Source organism: Clostridium algifaecis (assembly GCF_017874415.1).
GTDB classification, from domain to species: domain Bacteria; phylum Bacillota; class Clostridia; order Clostridiales; family Clostridiaceae; genus Clostridium_B; species Clostridium_B algifaecis.
The window spans coordinates 228,784-250,600 of record NZ_JAGGLM010000001.1; the positions used below are offsets into that span (position 1 = coordinate 228,784).

The following is a 21,817-nucleotide window of genomic DNA, read 5'->3' on the forward strand; positions in this document are numbered from 1 at the left end:
GTTGAAAAAGATTTGAAAAAAAATTTCTAATCTGTGTTTTGGCTTTAATTGTAATAATAGGTGGGGTATTATATTACCAGTATAGGGGGATAACACATCCCCTTAATTCAAATAAAGGTAGAGTTAATTTTACGGTTGATAAAAGTGAAGATATAAATAAAGTTATAGGTGATCTTTCAAATAAAAAGATTATATCTAAGGCAAGTTTGCTTAAATGGTATATAAATAAAAATTATAATAATGTTTTAGTTAAAAAAGGCAATTATTCATTTTCAAATAATATTAAATTAGGTGAGTTCATAAATTATATGAAAAGTGGGATAATAGATGATAGACCTGTAAAGATAACAATTCCAGAAGGTTATAATGTGGAGCAAATAGCTGCTAAACTGGATAAAGATGGCATAATAAGCAAGGAAGATTTTATTTCAAGTTGTAAAAGCTATAAGTATCCTTCATTTGTAAAAAATGATTCAAAAAGAAGGTATTTGGTAGAAGGATATTTGTTTCCTGATACATATAAGTTTTTAAAAGGTTCAAGTGGTGATTATATTATAAAAACTATGCTTGATAGATTTTCACAGGTTGTAGATGAAATTGAAAAGAAAGATGGAAAAAAATTTACAAATGATGAACTTGACAGGATGATAACTATGGCATCTATAGTTGAAAAAGAAGTTGAGAAGCCAGAAGAAAGAGGAGAAGCTGCATCTGTATTTTATAATAGGCTCAACAAGAAGATGAAGCTGCAGTCATGTGCTACAGTACTTTATTCCATGAACAAATATAAAAACAAGCTTTATTATAAGGATCTTAAGTTTAAGTCACCATACAATACATATATTGTCTCAGGACTTCCACAGGGGCCTATATCAAATCCTGGAAGAGGATGTATTGAAGCAGCTGTAAATCCTAAAAAGACAAATTATCTTTATTTTGTATCTAATAATAATGGAACTCAATTTTTTACAAGTGACATAAATGAGTTTTTAAAAGTTAAACAATTTACTCAAGGAAATTAATTTTGGAGGATTAGATGGGCAGTGGTGTAAGTCTTGAATATATGGATGAATATATTCAATCATTAATTGGAGAACATTCGGGAGTTTTAAAATTTTTAGAGGATTATGCAAAAGAAAACTCGGTACCTATAATTCATAGGGAGATTGCCAGATTCTTGGAGCTTATGATAAATATAAAAAAACCTGCGAGCATACTTGAGCTTGGTACTGCTATTGGTTATTCTTCAATACTTATGAGCTTGAGTTCTAAAAACAAAAGCCATATAACTACTATAGAAAGAGACCTCAATATGGTAAAATTGGCAAAATCCAATATAAAAAAATATGGATTTCAAGATAATATAAATGTAATACAGGGAGATTGTCTCGAAGAACTTGCAAAATTAAATTCAAGATATGATATTATATTTATAGATGCAGGAAAGGGCCACTATAATCATTTTTTACCTCATTGTTTGAGACTGCTTGAAGAAAATGGAATTATTATAGCAGACAATGCATTATTTAGAGGAATGGTAGCTTCAGATAATTTGGTTATTCATAGAAAAATAACTATAGTTAAAAGAATGAGAAAATATTTAGAATTAGTGTCGGACAATCAAAAATTTATAACCTCTATTATACCTATGGGTGATGGAATTTCTGTTACAGTTAGGAGGAATTAATATGAAAAAGCCAGAGCTTTTAGCACCGGCAGGTAATATTGAAAAATTAAAAGCAGCAATAAATTTTGGAGCTGATGCAGTATATCTGGGTGGAAGCAGGCTTAATTTAAGAGCTTTTGCTGATAATTTTACGGATGAAGAGTTAAAAGATGGTGTAAAGTATGCCCATGATAGAGGTAGAAAAGTATATGTAACTGTAAATGTATTTCCACATAATGAAGATTTTACGGGATTAGAGGACTATTTAAGAAAGTTATATAAATTAAATGTAGATGCCATGCTTGTATCAGATCCAGGGATAATAATGACGGCTAAAGAAGTTGTACCTGATCTTGATTTACACTTAAGTACTCAGGCAAACAGTGTCAATTGGAAGTCTGTTGAATTTTGGCACAAACAGGGAATAAAGAGAGTAGTTATGGCGAGAGAGCTATCGCTTAAGGATATAAAAACTATAAGGAAAAAAGTTCCTGAGGATTGTGAAATGGAAGTATTTGTCCATGGATCAATGTGTATGTCATATTCCGGAAGATGTGTTATATCAAATTATATGACAGGTAGGGATTCAAATAGAGGAGCCTGTGCTCAGCCATGCAGATATAAATATTATCTTATGGAGGAAAAAAGGCCTGGTGAATATTTCCCTGTACTTGAAGATGAAAATGGTGCATATATACTTAACTCTAAAGATTTGTGCATGATAGAACATATACCTGAACTTGTAGATACAGGTGTGACTTCTCTAAAGATAGAGGGAAGAATGAAGAGCTCGTATTATGTGGCAGCTGTAGTGAAATCATACAGGCAGGCAATAGATTCGTATTTTGATAATCCTGAGAAGTATTCATTTCAACAAAAGTGGATGGAAAATTTACTAAAAGTAAGCCATAGAGTTTATTCTACAGGATTTTATTTTGGAAAACCGGATAGTCAAATATATGAAACTTCTTCTTATATAAGAGATTATGATATAGTAGGAATAATAAGAAGTTATGATGAGGAAAGTAAGATAGCTACTGTAGAACAGAGGAATAAGGTATTTGATGGAGATAAAGTAGAGGTTCTTAGTCCTGAGGGTGATAATTTCTATATATATTTGAATGATATGAAGGATGATATGGGAAAGAAAATTGATTCGGCACCTAGAGCTCAGATGATATTTACAGTTGAAACTGATGGCAATTTAAAAGAGAATGATATGCTGATAAAAGCTAAAATTTAATAAAATAGAAAATAATGAATAAAACACCTTATTTTGGTCAAAAATTAGTCTAAGATGAGGTGTTTTTATATGTTTGAAATAGATAGAAATATAATCAAAAAAAGGCAATATTTTATTGTATCAATATTTATTATAGTATTTTTTGCTCTTGGATTTAAAGTATTTAAAGTTCAGCATTCTGAATACAATAAATTAAGTGTAATGGCTGATTCTCAATATTCCTATACAGAAAATACAACTGATGCAAATTTTATTTTGTTTGATTCAGATGGAAATAAACTTCTGAATTATAATAAAAAATATTATGCTGTAATATGTCCGGATATATTTGTACGTGATAATGAAAATATAAAATCTGAAAACATACTTACATTGGTATATGCTCTTAGAAATTATAATAAGGACTATGATATTTCAAAGATTGGAACTTTAAAAACCAGTCAAAAATTGTATTATGAAATAGATGGAGCTACTTATAATAAATTAAAAAAACTTAAGGGAATAAAAGGATTTTATACTTATGAATATACTCCAGTTGATAAAACAGGTGTATGGAAAATTGAAAATTTGCTTATGAATAAAAATAGAACTAAAGATAATTCAAGCAAATCTAAGGATTCGATAGAAATGCAATTATACGATAAAACAAAAAATAATCAAAAACCTGAGGTCGTTTTTGAAAAAGATGTTGATAATAATATAATTGGCGAAACTAAAAAAATAGAAAAAAATAATGTAAATGTAAGACTTACTTTGAATAAAAATATGGAAGATAGCATAAAAAATATATTGAATAACTATGAAAACAAGAATTTTAGCCAGATAGGGGTAGTACTTATGGAAGCTGATACCGGAAATATAAGGGCTATTGTTCAAAAGGATGATAATAAACCAAATGTTAATATTGGAGTATCTACAAGTCATGGCTTTTTTCCGGGTTCCATATTTAAAACTATAGTGGAAGAAGCAGGAATTGATGAAAATAAAATATCTCCGGAAGATAAATTCACCTGCAATGGATCATATGAAAAAAAGGACGATTCCCATCATGGAACGTTAAATTCAAGTGAAGCTCTTGCAATTTCATGTAACGATATTTTTTCTCAAATAGGCAAAAAAGTTGGATTTGAAAGCTTTTATAAAAATGCTGCTAACAATGGGCTTTTTAAAAAGGTATTAGGCTTTGACGAAGAAAAAAATGGAATGTTTGAGGTAGATAAACCCAATACATCAGATGGGAGCCTAGGACTTGCATCTATAGGGCAAAATCTTAGAATAACACCTATTGAAGCTATAAGTATACCAAATACTGTAATAAATTCAGGCGTTTATGTACAGCCGCATATAATTGATGCTTACGTTGACAATGACAATAAGGTAATTAAAAAAGTAGATTACAAAAGTAGTCAAATTTTAAAGGAATCAACTGCAAGTGAAATGAAAAATCAGATGATAAATGTAGTAAAAAATGGAACGGCTAAATCTGCTTATATAGATAACGTAGAAATAGGCGGTAAGACGGGAAGTACTCAGAGAATGGAAGCCTCTGGAAAAGATAATTCCGTACAGGAACATTCTGATGGATGGTTTGTAGGATTCTTTAATTTAGGAGGGAAAAATTATTCCATGGTAGTGTTCGTTCAGGATATAAATAAAGATAAAGAAAGCGGAGGAAATACGGCTGTTCCTATTTTTAGAGAAATAGTTTCAAATTTGAAACAGACATTGGAAAAAAATTAAATTAATTTGTTGGCACTTTTCCATGATAATTTTCATAATATATTAATAAGCACTAATAGGAGGAGCAGCTGTGTTTTTAACAAATTGCTTATTAGATATTATTAATAATATGTTGTTTATGACTGCCTATGTGACAAATAATAGTTCATTTCCTCAACCTCTGGATGATAACGAAGAAAAGTATTATTTAAAAAAATTAAAGGAAGGGGATCTGTTAGCCAAAAGCATTCTAGTTGAAAGGAATTTAAGATTGGTAGCACATATCGTAAAAAAGTATTCTTATCCAAATAAAGACATAGATGATTTAATTTCCATAGGAACTGTGGGGTTAATAAAGGCAATAGATTCGTTTGATCAGTCAAAAGGCACCAGACTTGCAACTTATGCAGCAAAATGTATTGAGAATGAAATACTTATGCTGATAAGAAATAATAAGAAAATAAAAAATGAGATTTACCTTCAAGATCCTATAGGAATTGACAAAGAAGGTAATGAGATATCACTTATGGATGTGCTTGGAAGTGATGAAGAATCTATAGTTGATATCGTTGAACACAAGATGCAGGTAAAAAGATTATATTCAAAAATAAATACATGTCTTACAAGCAGAGAAAAATGTGTAATCGAAATGAGGTATGGACTTTCAGAAGTTAAACCAAAAACACAAAGGGAGATAGCAAAACTTTTAGGAATATCAAGATCCTATGTTTCTAGAATTGAAAAAAAAGCATTAAAAAAACTATATAAAGAATTAAATTATGATAAAAATAATAATTAAACTTAAAAAACATATAAAATATTATAAAAATTATACGAATAACTAAGGGTAATACATTACACACCAATCAATACATCAATACATCAAATCATAAAATATTGCAATGGTTGCAAATATTTATTGTAAGAAATTTTAATATTATAATTAAGTTGCTTACTATAAATATTGACGAAAGGGGAACTAAAGTGAAACTACTAAAAGATCTATTAGAAATGACTATTAAGAAAAATGCATCTGATTTGCATTTAACAGTTGGGATTCCTCCAATTGTAAGAATAAATGGAAAATTATCTAAAATTGGAAACGAAAAGTTAAAGTCTGATGATACAGAGAAATATGCAAAGGAAATACTTGAGGATAGTTATGAAAAATATATTAAAAAGGGAGAAATTGATAGCTCATTTTCAGTATCTGGTATTGGAAGATTTAGAGTAAATATATTTAAACAAAGAGGCAGTAGTGCAATTGCTATAAGAGTAGTGGGATTAAAAGTGCCAACTTTAAATGAGCTTAAATTTCCAGATGCAGTATGTGATCTTACCTCCTTTAAAAGGGGTATGGTTTTAGTAACTGGTCCAGCAGGCAGCGGTAAGAGTACTACTTTAGCAGCAATGATAAATGAAATAAATATAACCAGGTCTGCAAATATTATAACACTTGAAGATCCAATAGAATATTTGCATAAACACAATAAATCTATTATAAATCAAAGAGAAATAGGTAAAGACACAATTAGTTACTCAAATGCATTAAAATCCATACTTAGAGAAGATCCTGATGTCATTTTAGTCGGAGAAATGAGGGATCTTGAAACAATGTCTATTGCACTTACAGCAGCGGAAACTGGTCATTTAGTATTTTCAACATTACATACAATAGGTGCAGCTAAAACTATAGACAGAATTATAGATGTATTTCCACCATATCAACAGCAGCAGATAAGGATACAATTGGCGTCTGTTATGAAAGGAGTAATTTCGCAGCAGCTTATAAGGAACATAGATGGCAGCAAAAGAATATGTGCTCTGGAGATAATGATAGTTACAGATGCTATAAGAAACATGATAAGAGAAGGAAAGACTCACCAGATAGAATCATCTATTCAAACCGGCACAAAGTATGGTATGCAAAGTATGGATATGGCTCTTGCTGAGCTTTTCAGAAAAGGATCAATATCAAAAGAATCAGCACTTGGTTGTGCAATGGATAAAGATATGCTTATTAGATTGATGGCATTGTAATATTAAATTTATTGACAATCCTTCTTTTTAAACTAATTAATAGGAAATATTTATTAAATTATTGAATGTTTCTATAGTAATTAATTTTTATTTGTGATAAAATAACTTTAAATTAGGGGGGATTGTTTTGAATATTTTAATTGTAAAGGAAATAATTAATAATATCTCTCATATTTTAAATTGGGTTGTCTATATTATATCGATATATTATTTACTTATATCTTTTTTTGGTTTATGGAGAAAAAAGGATAATAAGGTAGTGAATGAAAAAAGGAGTTTCGCACTTATTGTTGCAGCTCATAATGAAGAAATTGTAATTGGTGATATTGTAGAAAGTTTAAAATCAATTGAATATCCTAAAGAATTATATGATATTTTTGTAGTTGCAGATAACTGTAATGATAAAACTGCAGAAATGGCAAAAGATAAGGGCGCCATAGTATATGAAAGATTTAATAAAGACAAAAGAGGTAAAGGTTATGCCCTAGAATGGATGTTCAGTAAGCTATTTAAAATGAATAAAAAGTATTCTGCTGTAGCTATATTTGATGCAGATAATTTAGTACACAAAGATTTTTTGAAGGAAATGAACAAGAAACTATGCGAAGGTTACAAAGTTGTTCAAGGCTATCTTGACAGCAAAAATCCTGAAGATACATGGATTACAGGAAGTTATTCAATTGGATTTTGGACAAATAATAGGATGTTTCAGCTAGGAAAAAGTAATATAGGATTATCTACACAACTTGGAGGAACCGGATTTTGTATAGAAACAAATATATTGAAAAAACTTGGATGGGGTGCTACATGTCTTACAGAAGATTTAGAATTTACATGTAAGCTAATACTTAATGGATACAAGATAGGTTGGGCTCATGATGCCATAGTATATGATGAAAAACCACTTACTCTTTCTCAATCGTGGAGACAGAGAAAAAGGTGGATGCAGGGATTTGCAGATGTGTATAGCAGATATTTTTTAAAACTCATAAAAAAAGCTGTAACTAGTTTTAGTTTTATACCGCTGGATTGTGCACTTTATAGTATTCAACCTATAATGACAATACTTATAAGTATTTCTGCTATTGGAGGATTAATTAAATACTTTATGACAACTTATAAAGTTTTATCAAATTTAGATACTATTTTATACTCTATAAATTTTAACTCAATTACTATTTTGGCAATAGTATTTTATATATTACAGTATATTTATACTCCATTTATACTTATAATTGAGAAAAAGTTAAATTATAAAATATTCTTATATTACATAATATACCCTATATATGTTATTACATGGTTTCCTATTTCAATCCAGGGTATCATAAATAAAAACAATAAGGAATGGAATCACACTGTTCATACAAGAAGTGTAAAAATAAAGGATTTACGAAAAGTTAACTAGATAATTCAAAATAAACGAAAGGGAATTGCTTCCTTTCGTTTATTTTGGTAATCTTTATAAACAATAATATTTAACTATATTTTAGATTTTATTAAAATGTGTTAAAATATAAGAGGAAATTCAAGTTTCTTGTTGAATATATATGTCTGATGGTTCTATTATTAAGGGGGAAAGTATTTAATGAACGATTATATAATAGGAATAGATATTGGATCATCTAATATATGTGCGGCAGCAGGTAAATTAGATAAGTATGGTAAAATGCAAATAATAGGAATTACTTCTTCAAAATGCAATGGCGTAAAAAAAGGAGTAGTAATAGATATAGATAGTACTTCAGAATCTATCAGAAAGTGTATACGTCAATTAGAAAAAATGATAGACATAAATATACAGGAGGCATACATAGCTCTTCCGGGGGGATTGAGTGAACTTATAAAAAGTAGGGGCGTAGTTGCTGTAGCATCTGAAGATGGAGAAGTAAAGCAAAGTGATGTAAAAAGAGTACTAAAAGCAGCTAAAATTATTACAATTCCGAACGATAAAGAAATAATAGGTATAATACCTGAAGAGTATATAATCGATGGATATGATAAAATAAAGGATCCTATAGGTATGAGTGGAATTAGGCTTGAAGTTGATGCTCAGGTGATTTTAGCTCAATCAACTGTAGTTAATAATTTCTTGAAAAGTGTGAATAATTCTGGGATTAAAGTACTTGGTCTGGTATTTGAACCAACAGCTATAGCTCAGGCAGTGCTAAAAGAAGAAGAAATACAAAGAGGAGTTGTACTTGTAGATATGGGATCAGATTCTACAAATATTTATAATTATGAAGGAGGAAAACTTAACAATATAAGTACCATATCTTTAGGTGGAAATACAATAACTAATGATATCTCTGTATGTTTAAAAATACCTTTGTCATCTGCAGAGAAACTTAAAAAGAAATATGGAAGTGTTGGATTATTATCTAAAACTAAGCCTTTAAAAATAGAGATTAATACCGATTATAATAATAAAAAGAAAATAGATTATAATATTTTACTCCAAATAATAGAAGCAAGGGTTGATGAGCTTTTGTCTATGGTAGATAAAAAATTGAAGTCGTTTAATAACTATGAAAATATATCAGAAATAGTTATGGTTGGTGGAGGTATATCTGAAATAAAGGGAATAGAAGAATTTAGTGAAAATTTATTCAACAAAACAGTTAGAGTTGGTGTGCCGAACTATATTGGGGCATCAAGTCCTATGTATGTTACAGTAGTTGGAATAGTTAAGGATATATCTAGTTCTATTAAAGGAAAATATGAGAAAAAAGTCAATGAATATGAAGATAAGGATATAAATAAGTACGAAAAAACAGGAAAAGTAAATGACAGCGAAGATATAAAATATAAAAATACTGGAGTTGTATCAAAAATAAAAGAGTTTTTTACAGATTTTTTCTAATTAAGGAGGGTTTGATGTGCTAGATTTTGATGTTGATGTTCAACAATTTGCACAAATAAAAGTAATAGGATGTGGCGGCGGAGGAAATAACGCTGTAAACAGAATGATAACAGAAGGACTAAAAAATGTGGAGTTTATAGCTATAAATACAGACAAGCAGGCACTAATGCTTTCCCAGGCATCACAGAAAATACAAATAGGAGAAAAGCTTACTAAAGGATTAGGAGCAGGTGCAAATCCCGAAATAGGACAAAAAGCTGCAGATGAAAGCAAAGATGAAATATCTCAAGCTATAAAAGGAGCAGATATGGTTTTTATAACTGCTGGAATGGGCGGTGGAACAGGAACTGGAGCGGCTCCAATTATTGCAGAAATAGCTAAAGGCATGGGTATACTTACTGTAGGAGTTGTTACAAAACCTTTTCCATTTGAAGGAAGAAAAAGGATGATACATGCCGAGATGGGAATAAAAAATTTAAAGGATAGAGTAGATACTTTGGTCACTATTCCAAATGAAAGATTATTATCTATAGTTGATAAGAAAACTACATTAATGGAATCTTTTAAATTTGCAGATGATGTTCTAAAGCAAGGTGTTCAAGGTATATCGGATCTTATAACCATACCAGGACTTGTAAACTTAGATTTTGCAGATGTTAGGACTATAATGATAGATAAAGGTCTTGCACATATGGGAGTTGGGAGAGGAAATGGAGATAATAGAGCGCAGGATGCAGCTAAACAGGCTATATCCAGTCCACTCCTTGAAACATCTATAGTTGGTGCTACAGGTGTACTTTTAAATATAACAGGTGGTTCTGATTTGGGATTGCTTGAAATAAACGAAGCTGCTGAGATTGTTCAAGATGCAGCTGATCCTGATGCTAATATAATATTTGGTGCAGTTATAGATGAGGATATAAAAGATGAAATAAGAATAACTGTAATTGCAACTGGATTTGAAGAAGATAAAAGTCAGATTGAAAGTGAAAATAATAAAAAGCAGAATGAGGAAAGCAATAAATTTAAAATGAATCTGGAAAGCAAAAATGAAGCTGCTGCTACTTCGGATTATAGGGGCATCAATGAGGAAGATCTTGAAATACCGGCTTTTTTGAGGCGTCAGAGAAAATAAGTAAATAGAAAATAAACAAAAAATATATAAAAAGTACCTATAGATAAGACACATAAAAAAGGTGTTTTATCTATAGGTACTTTTTTATTACTAATTTGCATAAATTAACATAACATATCATAATATAGAAAATAAAAAAAATGATTATAGTTATAAAATGACAAAATTTTGAAATTAACAAGTATATAATAAAGATAAATAATCTCAAATAATACAGGGGGAGATGGTTGAGACTTGATTGTATTTTTAGATGTTTTAATTTTTATAAATGCAGTAGTGAATTTTTTCCTTATTTATATAACTGCGAAGACGCTCAGGATAAAAGTAAAATTTAGATATATACTTTTGTCATCTTGTTTAGGATCACTCTATGTTATAACTTTAGTTTTCCCGAGACTTGCAGTATTTACTAATTTATCTTTTAAAATAGCAGCAGCTGAAATTTTAGTGCTTATTACTTTTAGAAGCAAAAACATTATTTTTAATTTAAAAGCTTTATCCATATTCATAATGTATTCCATGCTCCTGGCAGGTATATGTATTTTTATTCAATATAATACTGGAGGATATAATTTATATGATTTTTCATATAAATGGCTTTTAATATCAATTATGGTTATATATATAATAATTGATAGACTTGTTGTGTATATAAGGGATAGAAAAAATTTAACTACACTGATATTTAATGTAGATATCATATTAAACAGCGGAAGCAAGAGAGTAAAAGCTTTTTTAGATACGGGGAATGAACTGAAGGAACCAGCCACTAATCTTCCAGTAATTATAGTAGAAAAATCTGTGTTTTGTAATATTGATATTAAAGGATATGATAAATTTTTCATACCTTACAAAGTAGTGAATGGGAAATGCGGGAAGTTGGTTGGATTTAAGCCAAAGGCAGTTAAAATAGCAGTTGGAAAAAATATGGAAAGTAGAGATGCTATAGTTGCATTTTGTGAGGACAGATTAAGTGAGCTTAGTGATTATCATGCACTTTTACCAAGAGGAGTAATTTAATTTACTATGTTATTTAATAAAAATTAAAAACTATGGTTAATTGGAGGGAAACTATGCCTAAATTAAGAATATTATTGAACAGATTAATGTTAAAATTTAAGATATTCGTTAAAAATATCTATTATATAGGAGGAAGTGAGGTACTCCCACCGCCGCTTACAAAAGAAGAAGAAGAAGATCTGGTATTTAAATTAATAAATGGAGACGAAAACGTAAGATCTACTTTAATTGAAAGAAATTTAAGATTAGTAGTATATATAGCAAGAAAATTTGAAAATACTGGAGTTAATCTGGAAGATTTGATATCTGTGGGATCTATAGGACTTATAAAAGCTGTAAATACTTTTGATCCAAATAAAAAAATTAAATTAGCAACATATGCATCCAGGTGCATTGAAAATGAAATATTGATGTATTTAAGAAGAAACAATAAAGTAAAGGCTGAAATTTCATTTTATGAACCGCTGAATATAGACTGGGACGGAAATGAACTATTATTGTCAGATATATTAGGTACTGATAATGATGTAGTATATGATTCCATAGAAGGTGAAGTAGACAAGCAGCTTTTAATTATGGCTATGAAAAAGTTGAGCGAAAGAGAAAAGAAAATAGTAAATTTAAGGTTTGGATTAAGTGGGAATGTTGAAAAAACGCAAAAAGAAGTGGCAGATATGCTTGGCATATCTCAGTCTTACATATCGAGACTGGAAAAAAGAATAATAAAAACATTGAAAAAAGAAATAAATAAAATGTTATAGGCTTGTTTTTAGTATAAAATTTAGCTCCTTAGTAAATACTTAAAATGCTATATATTCTAAAGGGGCTGATTGCATGATAATTAACAAAGTTGAAATTTGTGGTGTGAACACATCAAAACTGCCAGTTCTAAAGGAAAAAGAAATGAAAGAACTTTTAATTAAAACTAGAAGTGGAGATACCAAATCAAGAGAAAAATTTATAAAGGGGAATTTAAGACTTATTTTAAGTGTAATACAAAGATTTAACAACAGAGGTGAAAATGCAGATGATTTGTTTCAGGTTGGATGTGTAGGACTTATAAAGGCAATAGATAATTTCGATTTAAAACAAAATGTAAAATTCTCTACTTATGCAGTTCCTATGATTATAGGTGAAATAAGAAGATACTTAAGAGATAATAATTCAATAAGAGTAAGTAGATCTTTGAGAGACATAGCATATAAGGCACTTCAGGCAAGAGATAAATTTATAAGGAAAAACAACAAAGAGCCAACGATATCTCAAATAGCAAAAGAACTTGATATTCCAAGGGAAGAAGTTGTATTTGCGCTTGATGCAATTCAAGATCCTGTGTCGCTATTTGAACCTATATACCGTGATGGAGGAGATGCTATATATGTTATGGATCAGATAAGTGATACAAAAAATTTAGATGAAAACTGGCTTCAGGATATATCTATAAAAGAAGCAATGAAAAAATTAAATGATAGAGAAAAACTTATATTGAATTTGAGATTTTTTGATGGAAGGACACAAATGGAGGTGGCAAAGGAAATAGGAATATCACAAGCTCAGGTATCAAGACTTGAAAAGACAGCATTAAGACATATGAAAAAATATATGTAATATATTTAGAGTATATAAATAATGGGGGTGTTACATAAATGGAAGAAGAGATGTCACTGTATTCATTGGCAAATTTAAGAACTATGGAAATCATAGATATTAATACGGGAGCCAAATTAGGTTTTATAAAGGATTTGAAAATAGACTGTGATGAAAATAAAATCGTATCTATAATACTTCCGCCTCAAACGGATAGAATCAGCTGGTTTACAAAGAGTGAAGATATCGAACTGTCATGGGATAGTGTAAAAAAAATAGGCGTAGATGTGGTACTTGTAGATGCGGGAAGTATTGCAAGCTAGAAGGCAAGTGCAATTCTAGATGAAAAAGTGTATAATTACAACTATATATTAAATATAGGCAAAGGACGTGAATGGAATTGAAATGCCCTTATTGTGGTTATACGGAAAGTAAAGTTGTTGATTCCAGATCAACTGAAGACAATAGAGCTATTAGAAGAAGAAGAGAATGCTTAAGCTGTAAAAAGAGATATACAACATATGAAAAAATTGAAGATTTGCCAATACTTGTTATAAAAAAGAATAATGATAGAGAGTATTTTGATAGAAATAAAATATTAAATGGACTTATAAAAGCCTGCCAGAAAAGACCTGTGTCCAGAAAACAACTTGAAAATATAACAGACGATGTAGAAAAGAAAATAAATAATAAAATGGTAACAGAAATAAATTCTTCTGATATAGGGGAACTTGTAATGAAAAGTCTTAAAGAGATTGATGAGGTTTCTTACGTGAGATTTGCATCTGTGTATAGACAATTTAAGGATATTAATACATTTATGGAAGAAATAAAAAATTTAATTTCAAAAAAATAGATGACATGGTTTATATGTCATCTATTTTTTTATGTTAAATTTAGGTTAATAAATTTAAATTATATAAACATAATACAATTAATATATAAGAAATGTTAAAATACAAATATATATGTAATTATTATTTCAAATATTGGAGGACAAAAAATGGACATTAGAAGTATTTATATTGATAAATATGAATTTTTAGAAATAGATATGGGAGGGGCAGCAGCTGTATTTTCTACAGCGAAAAATAATCTGGATTTTAATAAATCCAAGGATGTTGGAATAAAGAATATAGAAAATTTGAAAAAATGGTTTGAATTGAAAAGTATAGGATACCTAAATCAGGTACATGGTAATGATTTAATAGTATATAAAAATAAAGTAGAAGATGGAGATGCTATATTTACAAATGAAATTAATAATGCAGTTGGCGTGTTCACTGCAGACTGTGTGCCTGTAATTTTATATGACAGAAAAAATAGGATAATTGCAGCTGTTCACAGCGGGTGGAAAGGAACATTAAACCTAATAGTTAAAAAAGCTATTAGAAAATTAAAAAATGATTATAAAAGTACTGAGGATGATATTTTTGTATGTATAGGACCAAACATACAATCCTGCTGTTATACAGTAGGTGAAGATGTAATTGATAAATTTGAGAACTCTGTTTTTTACAGAGGTAAGGATATATTCATAAAAAATAACCTGAATTTAAAAAAATGTATTAAGTATCAGCTGCAATCTGAAAAAATTAAAAATGAAAACATAAAGTTTATCGATGTCTGTACATTTTGTAGTAGTGAATACAAAATGCATTCTTATAGAAAAGATAAAAATTGTGGAAGGATGTTTTCATTTGTATATATGAAATAATAATAAAATAGTATTTAAGTATAATTGGAGGGTAAGCTATGCCGCAGGAAAAAATTTTAATTGTTGATGATGAGGAGCACATATGTGAATTAATTAAATTTAATCTTGAAAATAACGGTTATAAAACTATTATTTCAAATAATGGAGTAGATGCGCTTAAAAAAGTTAAATATGAAAAGCCAAAGCTAGTGCTATTGGATGTAATGCTCCCGGAAATGGATGGATATGATGTATGTAAAGAAATAAAAAAAGACAATTCTATATCATCAATTCCAATTATAATGATAACTGCAAAAGGAGAAGAGTTTGACAAAGTCCTTGGATTGGAACTCGGAGCTGATGATTATATTACAAAACCATTTTCTGTAAGAGAACTAGTAGCAAGGGTGAAAGCAGTTCTTAGAAGAACTTCTATAAAGGAAATAGATAAATATTATGTTTTTGGTGATGTAACTATAGAATTTGATAAACATGAAGTTACTAAATCAGGTAAGAGGGTAGAACTTACTTTAAAAGAATTTGAACTCTTGCAAATACTCATAAAAAATAATGGAAGAGTCATGACTAGAGATTTTCTTTTAGATAAGATATGGGGATATGAGTATATTGGAGAAACAAGAACTGTGGATGTTCATATAAGGCATTTAAGACAAAAGATTGAAGATGATGATAAAAAACCAAAATATATTGAAACTATCCGTGGTATAGGTTATAGATTTAATTTTCAGGAATAATGGTGATATTATGAAAAAAAAATTAATGATATCGATGCTTGGTACACTTGTATTTAGTTTTGTTATAATGACAACTTTATTTGTAATTATTGTAAATCATCAGTATATAGAAAATATGAAACAGATACTCAAAATAAATAATGACATTATAATAAATACCATTCAGGAAAAAAATGATAAAGACAGAAGTATATTTTTTAAGAATAATTTTAAGAATGGAATAATAAGAGAAACGTATATAGATAAAAATGGAAAAGTATTAAGCGATTCTGCTGTATCTGAAAAATATCTTGAAAATCATAATTCAAGAAAGGAGGTACAAGAAGCGAGATCAAACGGCACAGGTTATTCTATAAGATTTAGTTATACCATAGGAAGAAGTACAATTTATTTTGCTACACTTACTAAAGATGGACATGTAGTTAGAAGTGCCATGAATATGCAGATAGTAAGGGGCTTTGAAAGCAACTATTTTAAATATTATATAATTATAGTTGTACTATCCATAATTATATCCATATTATTTGTAACAAAGCTTTCCAAATCTATAGTTAAACCATTGAAAGAGCTTGAAAAAATAACCTCAAGTATAGCAAATGGAAATTTGAACATGAGAGTAAAAATAAAAACTAGAGATGAAATAGGAGAGCTTGCTAAAACTTTTAATAACATGGCAGATGAGCTCGAAGTAACTTTAAATGATTCTATAAATCAGAGTAATAAACTTGAAGCAATACTTAAGAGTATGGATAGCGGTGTTATTGCTGTGGATAAAAATAATAAAGTAATAATGATAAATCCTTATGCTAAAGATATATTTGGAATAGATAGAGATATAATAGGGGAAAATTTAATGGATAGTATAAGGGATTTTGAATTAGAGGATATATTTAAATACGATAATAATGAATATAAGGAAATAAAGACTTTGTGGCCAAAACAAAGAGAATTGAGGATTAAAACTGCATATATAATAAATAAACATCATGACAGAATCGGTACAGTTGCTGTAGTTCAAGACATAACTGATATAAAGAAGCTGGAAAACATTAGATCTCAGTTTGTAGCTAATGTGTCTCATGAACTTAAGACACCATTAACTTCTATAAAAGGATTTTCTGAAACGTTGAGATATGTGGACGATGCTGAAAATAAAAACAAATTTTTAGATATAATAGATGATGAAGTTAATAGGTTAACAAGGCTTATAAACGATATTTTGACTCTTTCACATATAGAGAATGATAAAAATGACAAATTAGAAGAAGTTAATGTAAATTCTATAATAGAGGATGTTTCATATCTCATGAAAAATACCGCCCAAAAGAAAAACATAGATATAAATGTTCAAATATCTAATATACCTATTATTTATGGTGATAAAGATAGGTTTAAACAGATGATAATAAATTTAGTAGATAATGGAATAAAATATTCAGACAATGGCGGAAAAATTAATATAGTTACAAGACTGAAAGAAAACAAATGCATAATTTCAGTAGAAGATCATGGAGTAGGTATATCTAAAGAACACCAGGAAAGATTATTTGAAAGATTTTATAGAGTAGACAAAGCCAGATCAAGGAGTCAGGGAGGCACAGGACTTGGACTTGCTATAGTTAAACATATTGTTATGGGATTCAATGGAAATATAAAAGTAGAAAGTGAAGTTGGAAATGGAAGTAAATTCATTGTTGAAATTCCTTTATAATTAATAATAACCATTTATTGCTGTTGTGTTAAATTTAATTAACATAGGAGTAATAAATGGTTAACTTTCGTGGAATAATATTATATATGTAATAAATAACGGATAGCAAATTTGAGGAGGTCTACAATGATTATGAAAAGAAAGAGTCTTAAGGTTATTATAACAGCTATGGCAATTACCATAATAGCTGGAGCATTTGTTGGATGTGGTTCAGGCAATAAGGGAAGTAATCAAACGAAGGATTCATCGAATACAAAAAAATTAACAGGATCAATAACTCTGGCAGGTTCTACTGCACTCCAGCCATTAGCAGAGCAACTCGGAAAAAGCTTTATGGATAAAAATTCCGGAACTACTGTAAATGTACAAGGAGGAGGGAGCGGTACAGGATTAAATTTAGCACTAAATGGAACTGCAAATATTGGTAATTCTGATGTAACATCAGAATCAAAATTATCTGCAGAAGATGCTAAGAAACTTGTAGATCATAAGGTTTGTGCGATAGGATTTGCAGTAGTTGCAAATACTGGAGTAAAGGTTGATAATTTAACTAAAGATCAAATTCAGAAAATATTTACAGGAGAAATAACAAATTGGAAACAAGTTGGTGGAGATGATCTTCCTATAAATGTAATAAACAGAACAAAATCATCAGGTACTAGAGCTACATTTAAAGATACCGTAATGGGTGGAAAAGATGAAAAAGAAGGGTTGGGAACTACTCAGGATTCCAGCGGAAATGTAGAAAATGCAATAAAAAATACAAAAGGTTCCATAAGTTATCTGGCTTTATCTTATATAACAGAAGCTGTTAAACAAAATGTAAAAACTTTAAAAATAGAAAATGTTGAAGCTACCAATGAAAACATAGAAAGTGGCAAATATCCATTCTGGTCTTATGAGCATATGTACACAAAAGGTGAAGCAAAAGACTTATCAAAAGCATATATAGATTTTGTATTGCAAGATGAAAATAAAGCTACAGTGAAAAAACTTGGATATATTCCAATGAGCGATATGAAAACAAAGTAATATTTTTTAATATATCAATATATACAATATTAATAAAATCTACTTTTGAGGTTGATAATATATGAATGGCAAAAAATTATTTAAAGATCTAAAAAATGAATATATAGGTAGAGGATTTTCCATGCTCTGTGCAGGTATAATTATAATTTTGACATTTACAATAATAGTATTTATAACATCCAAAGGGATAAATACTTTTACAAAACATGGATATTCATTAAGCAAATTTTTATTTACATCCTTATGGAATCCGGAAGGCAATAATCCAAAATTCGGAGCACTTATATTTATAGCGGGTTCTACTTTTGTTTCAATTGGGGCAGTTATAATAAGTACTCCTATAGGAGTAGGGCTTGCTATATTTATGCATTATATATCCCCAAAATTAGGAAAAAAAATTCTTCAACCTTCACTGGAATTATTTGTAGGAATTCCTTCTGTTGTATATGGATGGATAGGCTTCAGCGTATTGATTCCATTTTTGAAGTGGAATTTTGGAGGAATAGGTTTCAGTTTGATCGCAGGTATACTTGTACTTAGTATAATGATACTTCCGACTATTGCAAGCATATCTGCAGATGCGGTTAAAGTTGTGCCTAAAAAGTACATGGAAGGTTCTTATGGACTTGGAGCTACAAGGTGGCAGACAATATCAAAAGTTATATTACCGTCAGCTAAAAATGGAATACTTACGGGAATAGTTTTAGGACTTGCAAGAGCTTTTGGAGAAGCACTTGCAGTTCAGATGGTAATCGGAAATTCAATAAAATTTCCAGGGAAACTACTTGATCCAACCTCTACTCTTACAAGCATATTGACTATGGATATGGGAAATACCGTATCAGGTACTGCGTGGAATGATGCACTGTGGTCCTTAGCATTATTATTACTTATAATATCCTTTATATTTATTATTATAATAAGAATTATCGGAAAAAGGAGTGAAGTTAGATAATGAATGCTAAAATTAAAGATAGAATATGGACTATGGTTTTGTATGGAATATCTGGATTTGTAATAGTACTTTTAGTAGCTTTAATATCATATATACTTATAAAAGGAAATGGATTTTATAAACCATCTTTTTTATTTGGAAATGCCAAATTTGCACAAGCTGGAGGTGGAATTGGACCTCAACTTTTTAATTCTTTCTATATGCTTGTTGTTGCTCTTGTTATAAGTGTCCCTTTTGGAGTAGGAGCTGGAATATATTTATCTGAATATGCAAAAGAAGGAATATTATTAAGTATAATAAGATTATGCATAGAAACTATGGCATCACTTCCATCCATAGTAGTTGGATTATTTGGATTATTGATATTTGTAAGTATGACGAATTGGGGATTTACACTATTTGCAGGAGCATTATCCATATCTGTACTCAATCTTCCAGCACTTACAAGGGTAAGTGAAAATGCTATAAGTGATGCATCTAAATCAGTGAAAGAAGCAAGTCTTGGACTTGGAGCTACAAGATGGCAGACTATATCGAAAATAGTGCTTCCATCAGCTATACCACAAATTTTAACAGGAATAATACTTGCTGCCGGAAGAATATTTGGAGAAGCAGCAGCACTTTTATATACAGCTGGTATGAGTGCGCCAAAGCTTGATTTTACAACTGTTAGTCTTTCAAATAGTGCCTCACCATTTAGCTTATTTAGACCGGCAGAAACTTTAGCAGTATATATATGGAAGCTTAATTCAGAAGGTATGGTACCAGATGCTGCACAAATTGCAAACAAATCATCAGCAGTATTAATTGTAATGGTACTTTTATTTAATGTTTTAGCTAGAATATTGGGAAAGAGAATATATGAGTCCTATACTGGTAAGAAATAAGGAGGAAACTATGTATATAGTACAAACTAAGGATCTTGATTTATATTATGGAAAGGTTCAAGCATTGAAAAAAGTAAATTTAAATGTAGAAAAAAATTCTGTTACAGCATTAATCGGACCTTCTGGGTGTGGTAAATCTACATTTTTAAGAACTATTAATAGAATGAATGATTTAATTAGTTCAGTAAAAATAGATGGAAAAGTATTTTTCGAAGAGAAAAATATATATGAGGATTATGATGTAATAGAACTCAGGAAAAGAATTGGAATGGTATTTCAAAGCCCAAATCCATTTCCAATGTCTATATATGACAATGTAGCTTATGGGCCAAGGATACATGGAATGAAAAATAAAAACAAACTGGATGAAATTGTTGAAAAAAGTTTAAAGGGTGCAGCTATATGGGATGAAGTAAAGGACAGATTAAATAAAAGTGCACTTGGGCTTTCAGGTGGACAGCAGCAAAGAGTTTGTATAGCCAGAACATTAGCTGTAGAACCAGAAGTACTTTTAATGGATGAACCAACCTCTGCCCTTGATCCTATATCAACTTTAAAAATAGAAGAACTTATGGATATATTAAAGAAAGAATATACCATAATAATAGTAACTCATAATATGCAGCAGGCAGCAAGAATATCTGATTATACCGCTTTTTTCCTTAATGGAGAAATAATTGAAGATGGAAAAACTGATGATATATTTTATAAACCAAAGGACAAGAGAACAGAGGACTATATAACAGGAAGATTTGGTTAATAATTGTAATGTTTTAAAATATGAATTAGAGGTGATATTATGACAAGAACAGGTTTTGATTATGCATTAGAGGAAATGCATAATGATGTTTTGAGAATGGGGAGCATAGTGGAAAAACAAATTCATAAATGTGTAGAATCACTGGTGAAACAGGACTCAAAATTAGCAAATGAAACTATAAAGGATGATGATCTGGTTGACAATCTACAGAAGGAAATCGATGATAAATGTATAAAGTTGACAGGCAAGGAACAACCGCTTGCTATAGACTTAAGAACTATATTTATTACAACTAAATTGATAACAGATCTTGAAAGAATGGCAGATCATGCTGTAGATATTGCGAAAGTGACTTTGAGACTGGAAAATGAAAAATATGTCAAAGAATTGACAGATATATCGGATATGTCGGAATTAGTAAATAATATGATAAAAAAGGCACTTGATGCATATGTATCGATGAATGTGGAAGAAGCCTATAAAGCCTGTGAAATAGATGATGAAATAGATGGCAAATATAAAAATATATTTTCAAATATACTGGAAATCATGGTACAGGATCATAAAAAAGTAGCCCAAATGACGCAACTTTTATTTGTATGTAAGTATTTAGAGAGAATAGCAGATCATGTAACTAATATATGTGAGGAAACTATATATCTGGTTACAGGAGAACAGAAAGACTTAAATGAATAATAATGTAAAAAAATAAGCTTTTTTGAAAATAATATATATTTTTATGAAAAAA

22 protein-coding genes are annotated in these 21,817 nt (G+C 29.6%); all 22 read left to right on the top strand.

Features of this window, described 5'->3' with window-relative positions; all coding sequences use genetic code 11:
* Positions 1 to 38 precede the first annotated feature (38 nt).
* Positions 39 to 1,022 (top strand): endolytic transglycosylase MltG, encoded by a 984-nt coding sequence (gene mltG, locus J2Z42_RS01155; RefSeq protein WP_245331413.1) that lies wholly within the window; start codon positions 39 to 41, stop codon positions 1,020 to 1,022.
* Between the two features lie 14 nt (positions 1,023 to 1,036).
* Positions 1,037 to 1,687, top strand: a complete 651-nt coding sequence (locus tag J2Z42_RS01160; RefSeq protein WP_209700523.1) for an O-methyltransferase — start codon at positions 1,037 to 1,039, stop codon at positions 1,685 to 1,687.
* A gap of 1 nt (position 1,688) precedes the next feature.
* On the top strand, positions 1,689 to 2,909 hold the full coding sequence (locus J2Z42_RS01165) for a peptidase U32 family protein (RefSeq protein ID WP_209700524.1): 1,221 nt from the start codon (positions 1,689 to 1,691) through the stop codon (positions 2,907 to 2,909).
* Positions 2,910 to 2,978: 69 nt separating this feature from the next.
* Positions 2,979 to 4,649, top strand: a complete 1,671-nt coding sequence (locus J2Z42_RS01170) for a penicillin-binding transpeptidase domain-containing protein (protein WP_209700525.1) — start codon at positions 2,979 to 2,981, stop codon at positions 4,647 to 4,649.
* Positions 4,650 to 4,719: 70 nt separating this feature from the next.
* Entirely contained in the window at positions 4,720 to 5,427 is a 708-nt protein-coding gene (gene sigK, locus J2Z42_RS01175) for an RNA polymerase sporulation sigma factor SigK (protein WP_209700526.1), read from the top strand.
* A gap of 185 nt (positions 5,428 to 5,612) precedes the next feature.
* Positions 5,613 to 6,668: a type IV pilus twitching motility protein PilT gene (locus J2Z42_RS01180; protein ID WP_209700527.1), complete on the top strand. Its 1,056-nt coding sequence runs from the start codon at positions 5,613 to 5,615 to the stop codon at positions 6,666 to 6,668.
* 133 nt (positions 6,669 to 6,801) lie between these two features.
* Positions 6,802 to 8,076, top strand: coding sequence for a glycosyltransferase family 2 protein (locus J2Z42_RS01185; protein WP_209700806.1), 1,275 nt, complete (start codon positions 6,802 to 6,804; stop codon positions 8,074 to 8,076).
* A gap of 180 nt (positions 8,077 to 8,256) precedes the next feature.
* Positions 8,257 to 9,531: a cell division protein FtsA gene (ftsA, locus tag J2Z42_RS01190; RefSeq protein WP_209700528.1), complete on the top strand. Its 1,275-nt coding sequence runs from the start codon at positions 8,257 to 8,259 to the stop codon at positions 9,529 to 9,531.
* Positions 9,532 to 9,547: 16 nt separating this feature from the next.
* The gene (ftsZ, locus tag J2Z42_RS01195; protein ID WP_209700529.1) at positions 9,548 to 10,666 is read left to right on the top strand and encodes a cell division protein FtsZ; all 1,119 of its coding nucleotides are present in this window, start codon (positions 9,548 to 9,550) and stop codon (positions 10,664 to 10,666) included.
* A 234-nt stretch (positions 10,667 to 10,900) separates the two neighbouring features.
* Positions 10,901 to 11,686, top strand: coding sequence for a sigma-E processing peptidase SpoIIGA (gene spoIIGA / locus J2Z42_RS01200; protein WP_209700530.1), 786 nt, complete (start codon positions 10,901 to 10,903; stop codon positions 11,684 to 11,686).
* A 53-nt stretch (positions 11,687 to 11,739) separates the two neighbouring features.
* Positions 11,740 to 12,447 carry an RNA polymerase sporulation sigma factor SigE gene (sigE, locus tag J2Z42_RS01205; RefSeq protein WP_209700531.1) on the top strand — a complete coding sequence of 236 codons (708 nt, stop codon included), beginning with the start codon at positions 11,740 to 11,742 and terminating at the stop codon, positions 12,445 to 12,447.
* Positions 12,448 to 12,520: 73 nt separating this feature from the next.
* Positions 12,521 to 13,294 (top strand): RNA polymerase sporulation sigma factor SigG, encoded by a 774-nt coding sequence (gene sigG / locus J2Z42_RS01210; RefSeq protein WP_209700532.1) that lies wholly within the window; start codon positions 12,521 to 12,523, stop codon positions 13,292 to 13,294.
* A gap of 38 nt (positions 13,295 to 13,332) precedes the next feature.
* On the top strand, positions 13,333 to 13,596 hold the full coding sequence (locus J2Z42_RS01215; RefSeq protein WP_209700533.1) for a YlmC/YmxH family sporulation protein: 264 nt from the start codon (positions 13,333 to 13,335) through the stop codon (positions 13,594 to 13,596).
* A gap of 77 nt (positions 13,597 to 13,673) precedes the next feature.
* Positions 13,674 to 14,129, top strand: coding sequence for a transcriptional regulator NrdR (nrdR, locus tag J2Z42_RS01220; protein WP_209700807.1), 456 nt, complete (start codon positions 13,674 to 13,676; stop codon positions 14,127 to 14,129).
* A gap of 147 nt (positions 14,130 to 14,276) precedes the next feature.
* A complete protein-coding gene (gene pgeF, locus J2Z42_RS01225) occupies positions 14,277 to 14,990 on the top strand; it encodes a peptidoglycan editing factor PgeF (protein ID WP_245331415.1) in 714 nt (237 codons plus the stop codon).
* Positions 14,991 to 15,028: 38 nt separating this feature from the next.
* Positions 15,029 to 15,724, top strand: a complete 696-nt coding sequence (locus J2Z42_RS01230; RefSeq protein ID WP_209700534.1) for a response regulator transcription factor — start codon at positions 15,029 to 15,031, stop codon at positions 15,722 to 15,724.
* Between the two features lie 10 nt (positions 15,725 to 15,734).
* Positions 15,735 to 17,435 carry a two-component system histidine kinase PnpS gene (gene pnpS, locus J2Z42_RS01235; RefSeq protein WP_209700535.1) on the top strand — a complete coding sequence of 567 codons (1,701 nt, stop codon included), beginning with the start codon at positions 15,735 to 15,737 and terminating at the stop codon, positions 17,433 to 17,435.
* A 132-nt stretch (positions 17,436 to 17,567) separates the two neighbouring features.
* Positions 17,568 to 18,467 (top strand): phosphate ABC transporter substrate-binding protein, encoded by a 900-nt coding sequence (locus J2Z42_RS01240; RefSeq protein ID WP_209700536.1) that lies wholly within the window; start codon positions 17,568 to 17,570, stop codon positions 18,465 to 18,467.
* 61 nt (positions 18,468 to 18,528) lie between these two features.
* Entirely contained in the window at positions 18,529 to 19,422 is an 894-nt protein-coding gene (gene pstC / locus J2Z42_RS01245; protein ID WP_209700537.1) for a phosphate ABC transporter permease subunit PstC, read from the top strand.
* Positions 19,422 to 20,309, top strand: coding sequence for a phosphate ABC transporter permease PstA (gene pstA / locus J2Z42_RS01250; protein ID WP_209700538.1), 888 nt, complete (start codon positions 19,422 to 19,424; stop codon positions 20,307 to 20,309). Before pstC ends, pstA begins: the two co-directional genes overlap by 1 nt.
* Before the next feature lie 10 nt (positions 20,310 to 20,319).
* The gene (pstB, locus tag J2Z42_RS01255) at positions 20,320 to 21,069 is read left to right on the top strand and encodes a phosphate ABC transporter ATP-binding protein PstB (RefSeq protein ID WP_245331416.1); all 750 of its coding nucleotides are present in this window, start codon (positions 20,320 to 20,322) and stop codon (positions 21,067 to 21,069) included.
* Between the two features lie 39 nt (positions 21,070 to 21,108).
* On the top strand, positions 21,109 to 21,765 hold the full coding sequence (gene phoU / locus J2Z42_RS01260) for a phosphate signaling complex protein PhoU (protein ID WP_209700540.1): 657 nt from the start codon (positions 21,109 to 21,111) through the stop codon (positions 21,763 to 21,765).
* Positions 21,766 to 21,817: the final 52 nt, after the last annotated feature.

Coding starts and splice junctions, on each gene's coding strand:
- J2Z42_RS01215 (WP_209700533.1), top strand. CDS start 13,333: ATGGAAGAAGAGATGTCACTGTATTCATTGGCAAATTTAAGAACTATG.
- pgeF (WP_245331415.1), top strand. CDS start 14,277: ATGGACATTAGAAGTATTTATATTGATAAATATGAATTTTTAGAAATA.
- sigG (WP_209700532.1), top strand. CDS start 12,521: ATGATAATTAACAAAGTTGAAATTTGTGGTGTGAACACATCAAAACTG.
- pstA (WP_209700538.1), top strand. CDS start 19,422: ATGAATGCTAAAATTAAAGATAGAATATGGACTATGGTTTTGTATGGA.
- ftsA (WP_209700528.1), top strand. CDS start 8,257: ATGAACGATTATATAATAGGAATAGATATTGGATCATCTAATATATGT.
- pstB (WP_245331416.1), top strand. CDS start 20,320: ATGTATATAGTACAAACTAAGGATCTTGATTTATATTATGGAAAGGTT.
- pstC (WP_209700537.1), top strand. CDS start 18,529: ATGAATGGCAAAAAATTATTTAAAGATCTAAAAAATGAATATATAGGT.
- J2Z42_RS01160 (WP_209700523.1), top strand. CDS start 1,037: ATGGGCAGTGGTGTAAGTCTTGAATATATGGATGAATATATTCAATCA.
- pnpS (WP_209700535.1), top strand. CDS start 15,735: ATGAAAAAAAAATTAATGATATCGATGCTTGGTACACTTGTATTTAGT.
- J2Z42_RS01240 (WP_209700536.1), top strand. CDS start 17,568: ATGAAAAGAAAGAGTCTTAAGGTTATTATAACAGCTATGGCAATTACC.
- J2Z42_RS01170 (WP_209700525.1), top strand. CDS start 2,979: ATGTTTGAAATAGATAGAAATATAATCAAAAAAAGGCAATATTTTATT.
- phoU (WP_209700540.1), top strand. CDS start 21,109: ATGACAAGAACAGGTTTTGATTATGCATTAGAGGAAATGCATAATGAT.
- J2Z42_RS01230 (WP_209700534.1), top strand. CDS start 15,029: ATGCCGCAGGAAAAAATTTTAATTGTTGATGATGAGGAGCACATATGT.
- J2Z42_RS01165 (WP_209700524.1), top strand. CDS start 1,689: ATGAAAAAGCCAGAGCTTTTAGCACCGGCAGGTAATATTGAAAAATTA.
- sigE (WP_209700531.1), top strand. CDS start 11,740: ATGCCTAAATTAAGAATATTATTGAACAGATTAATGTTAAAATTTAAG.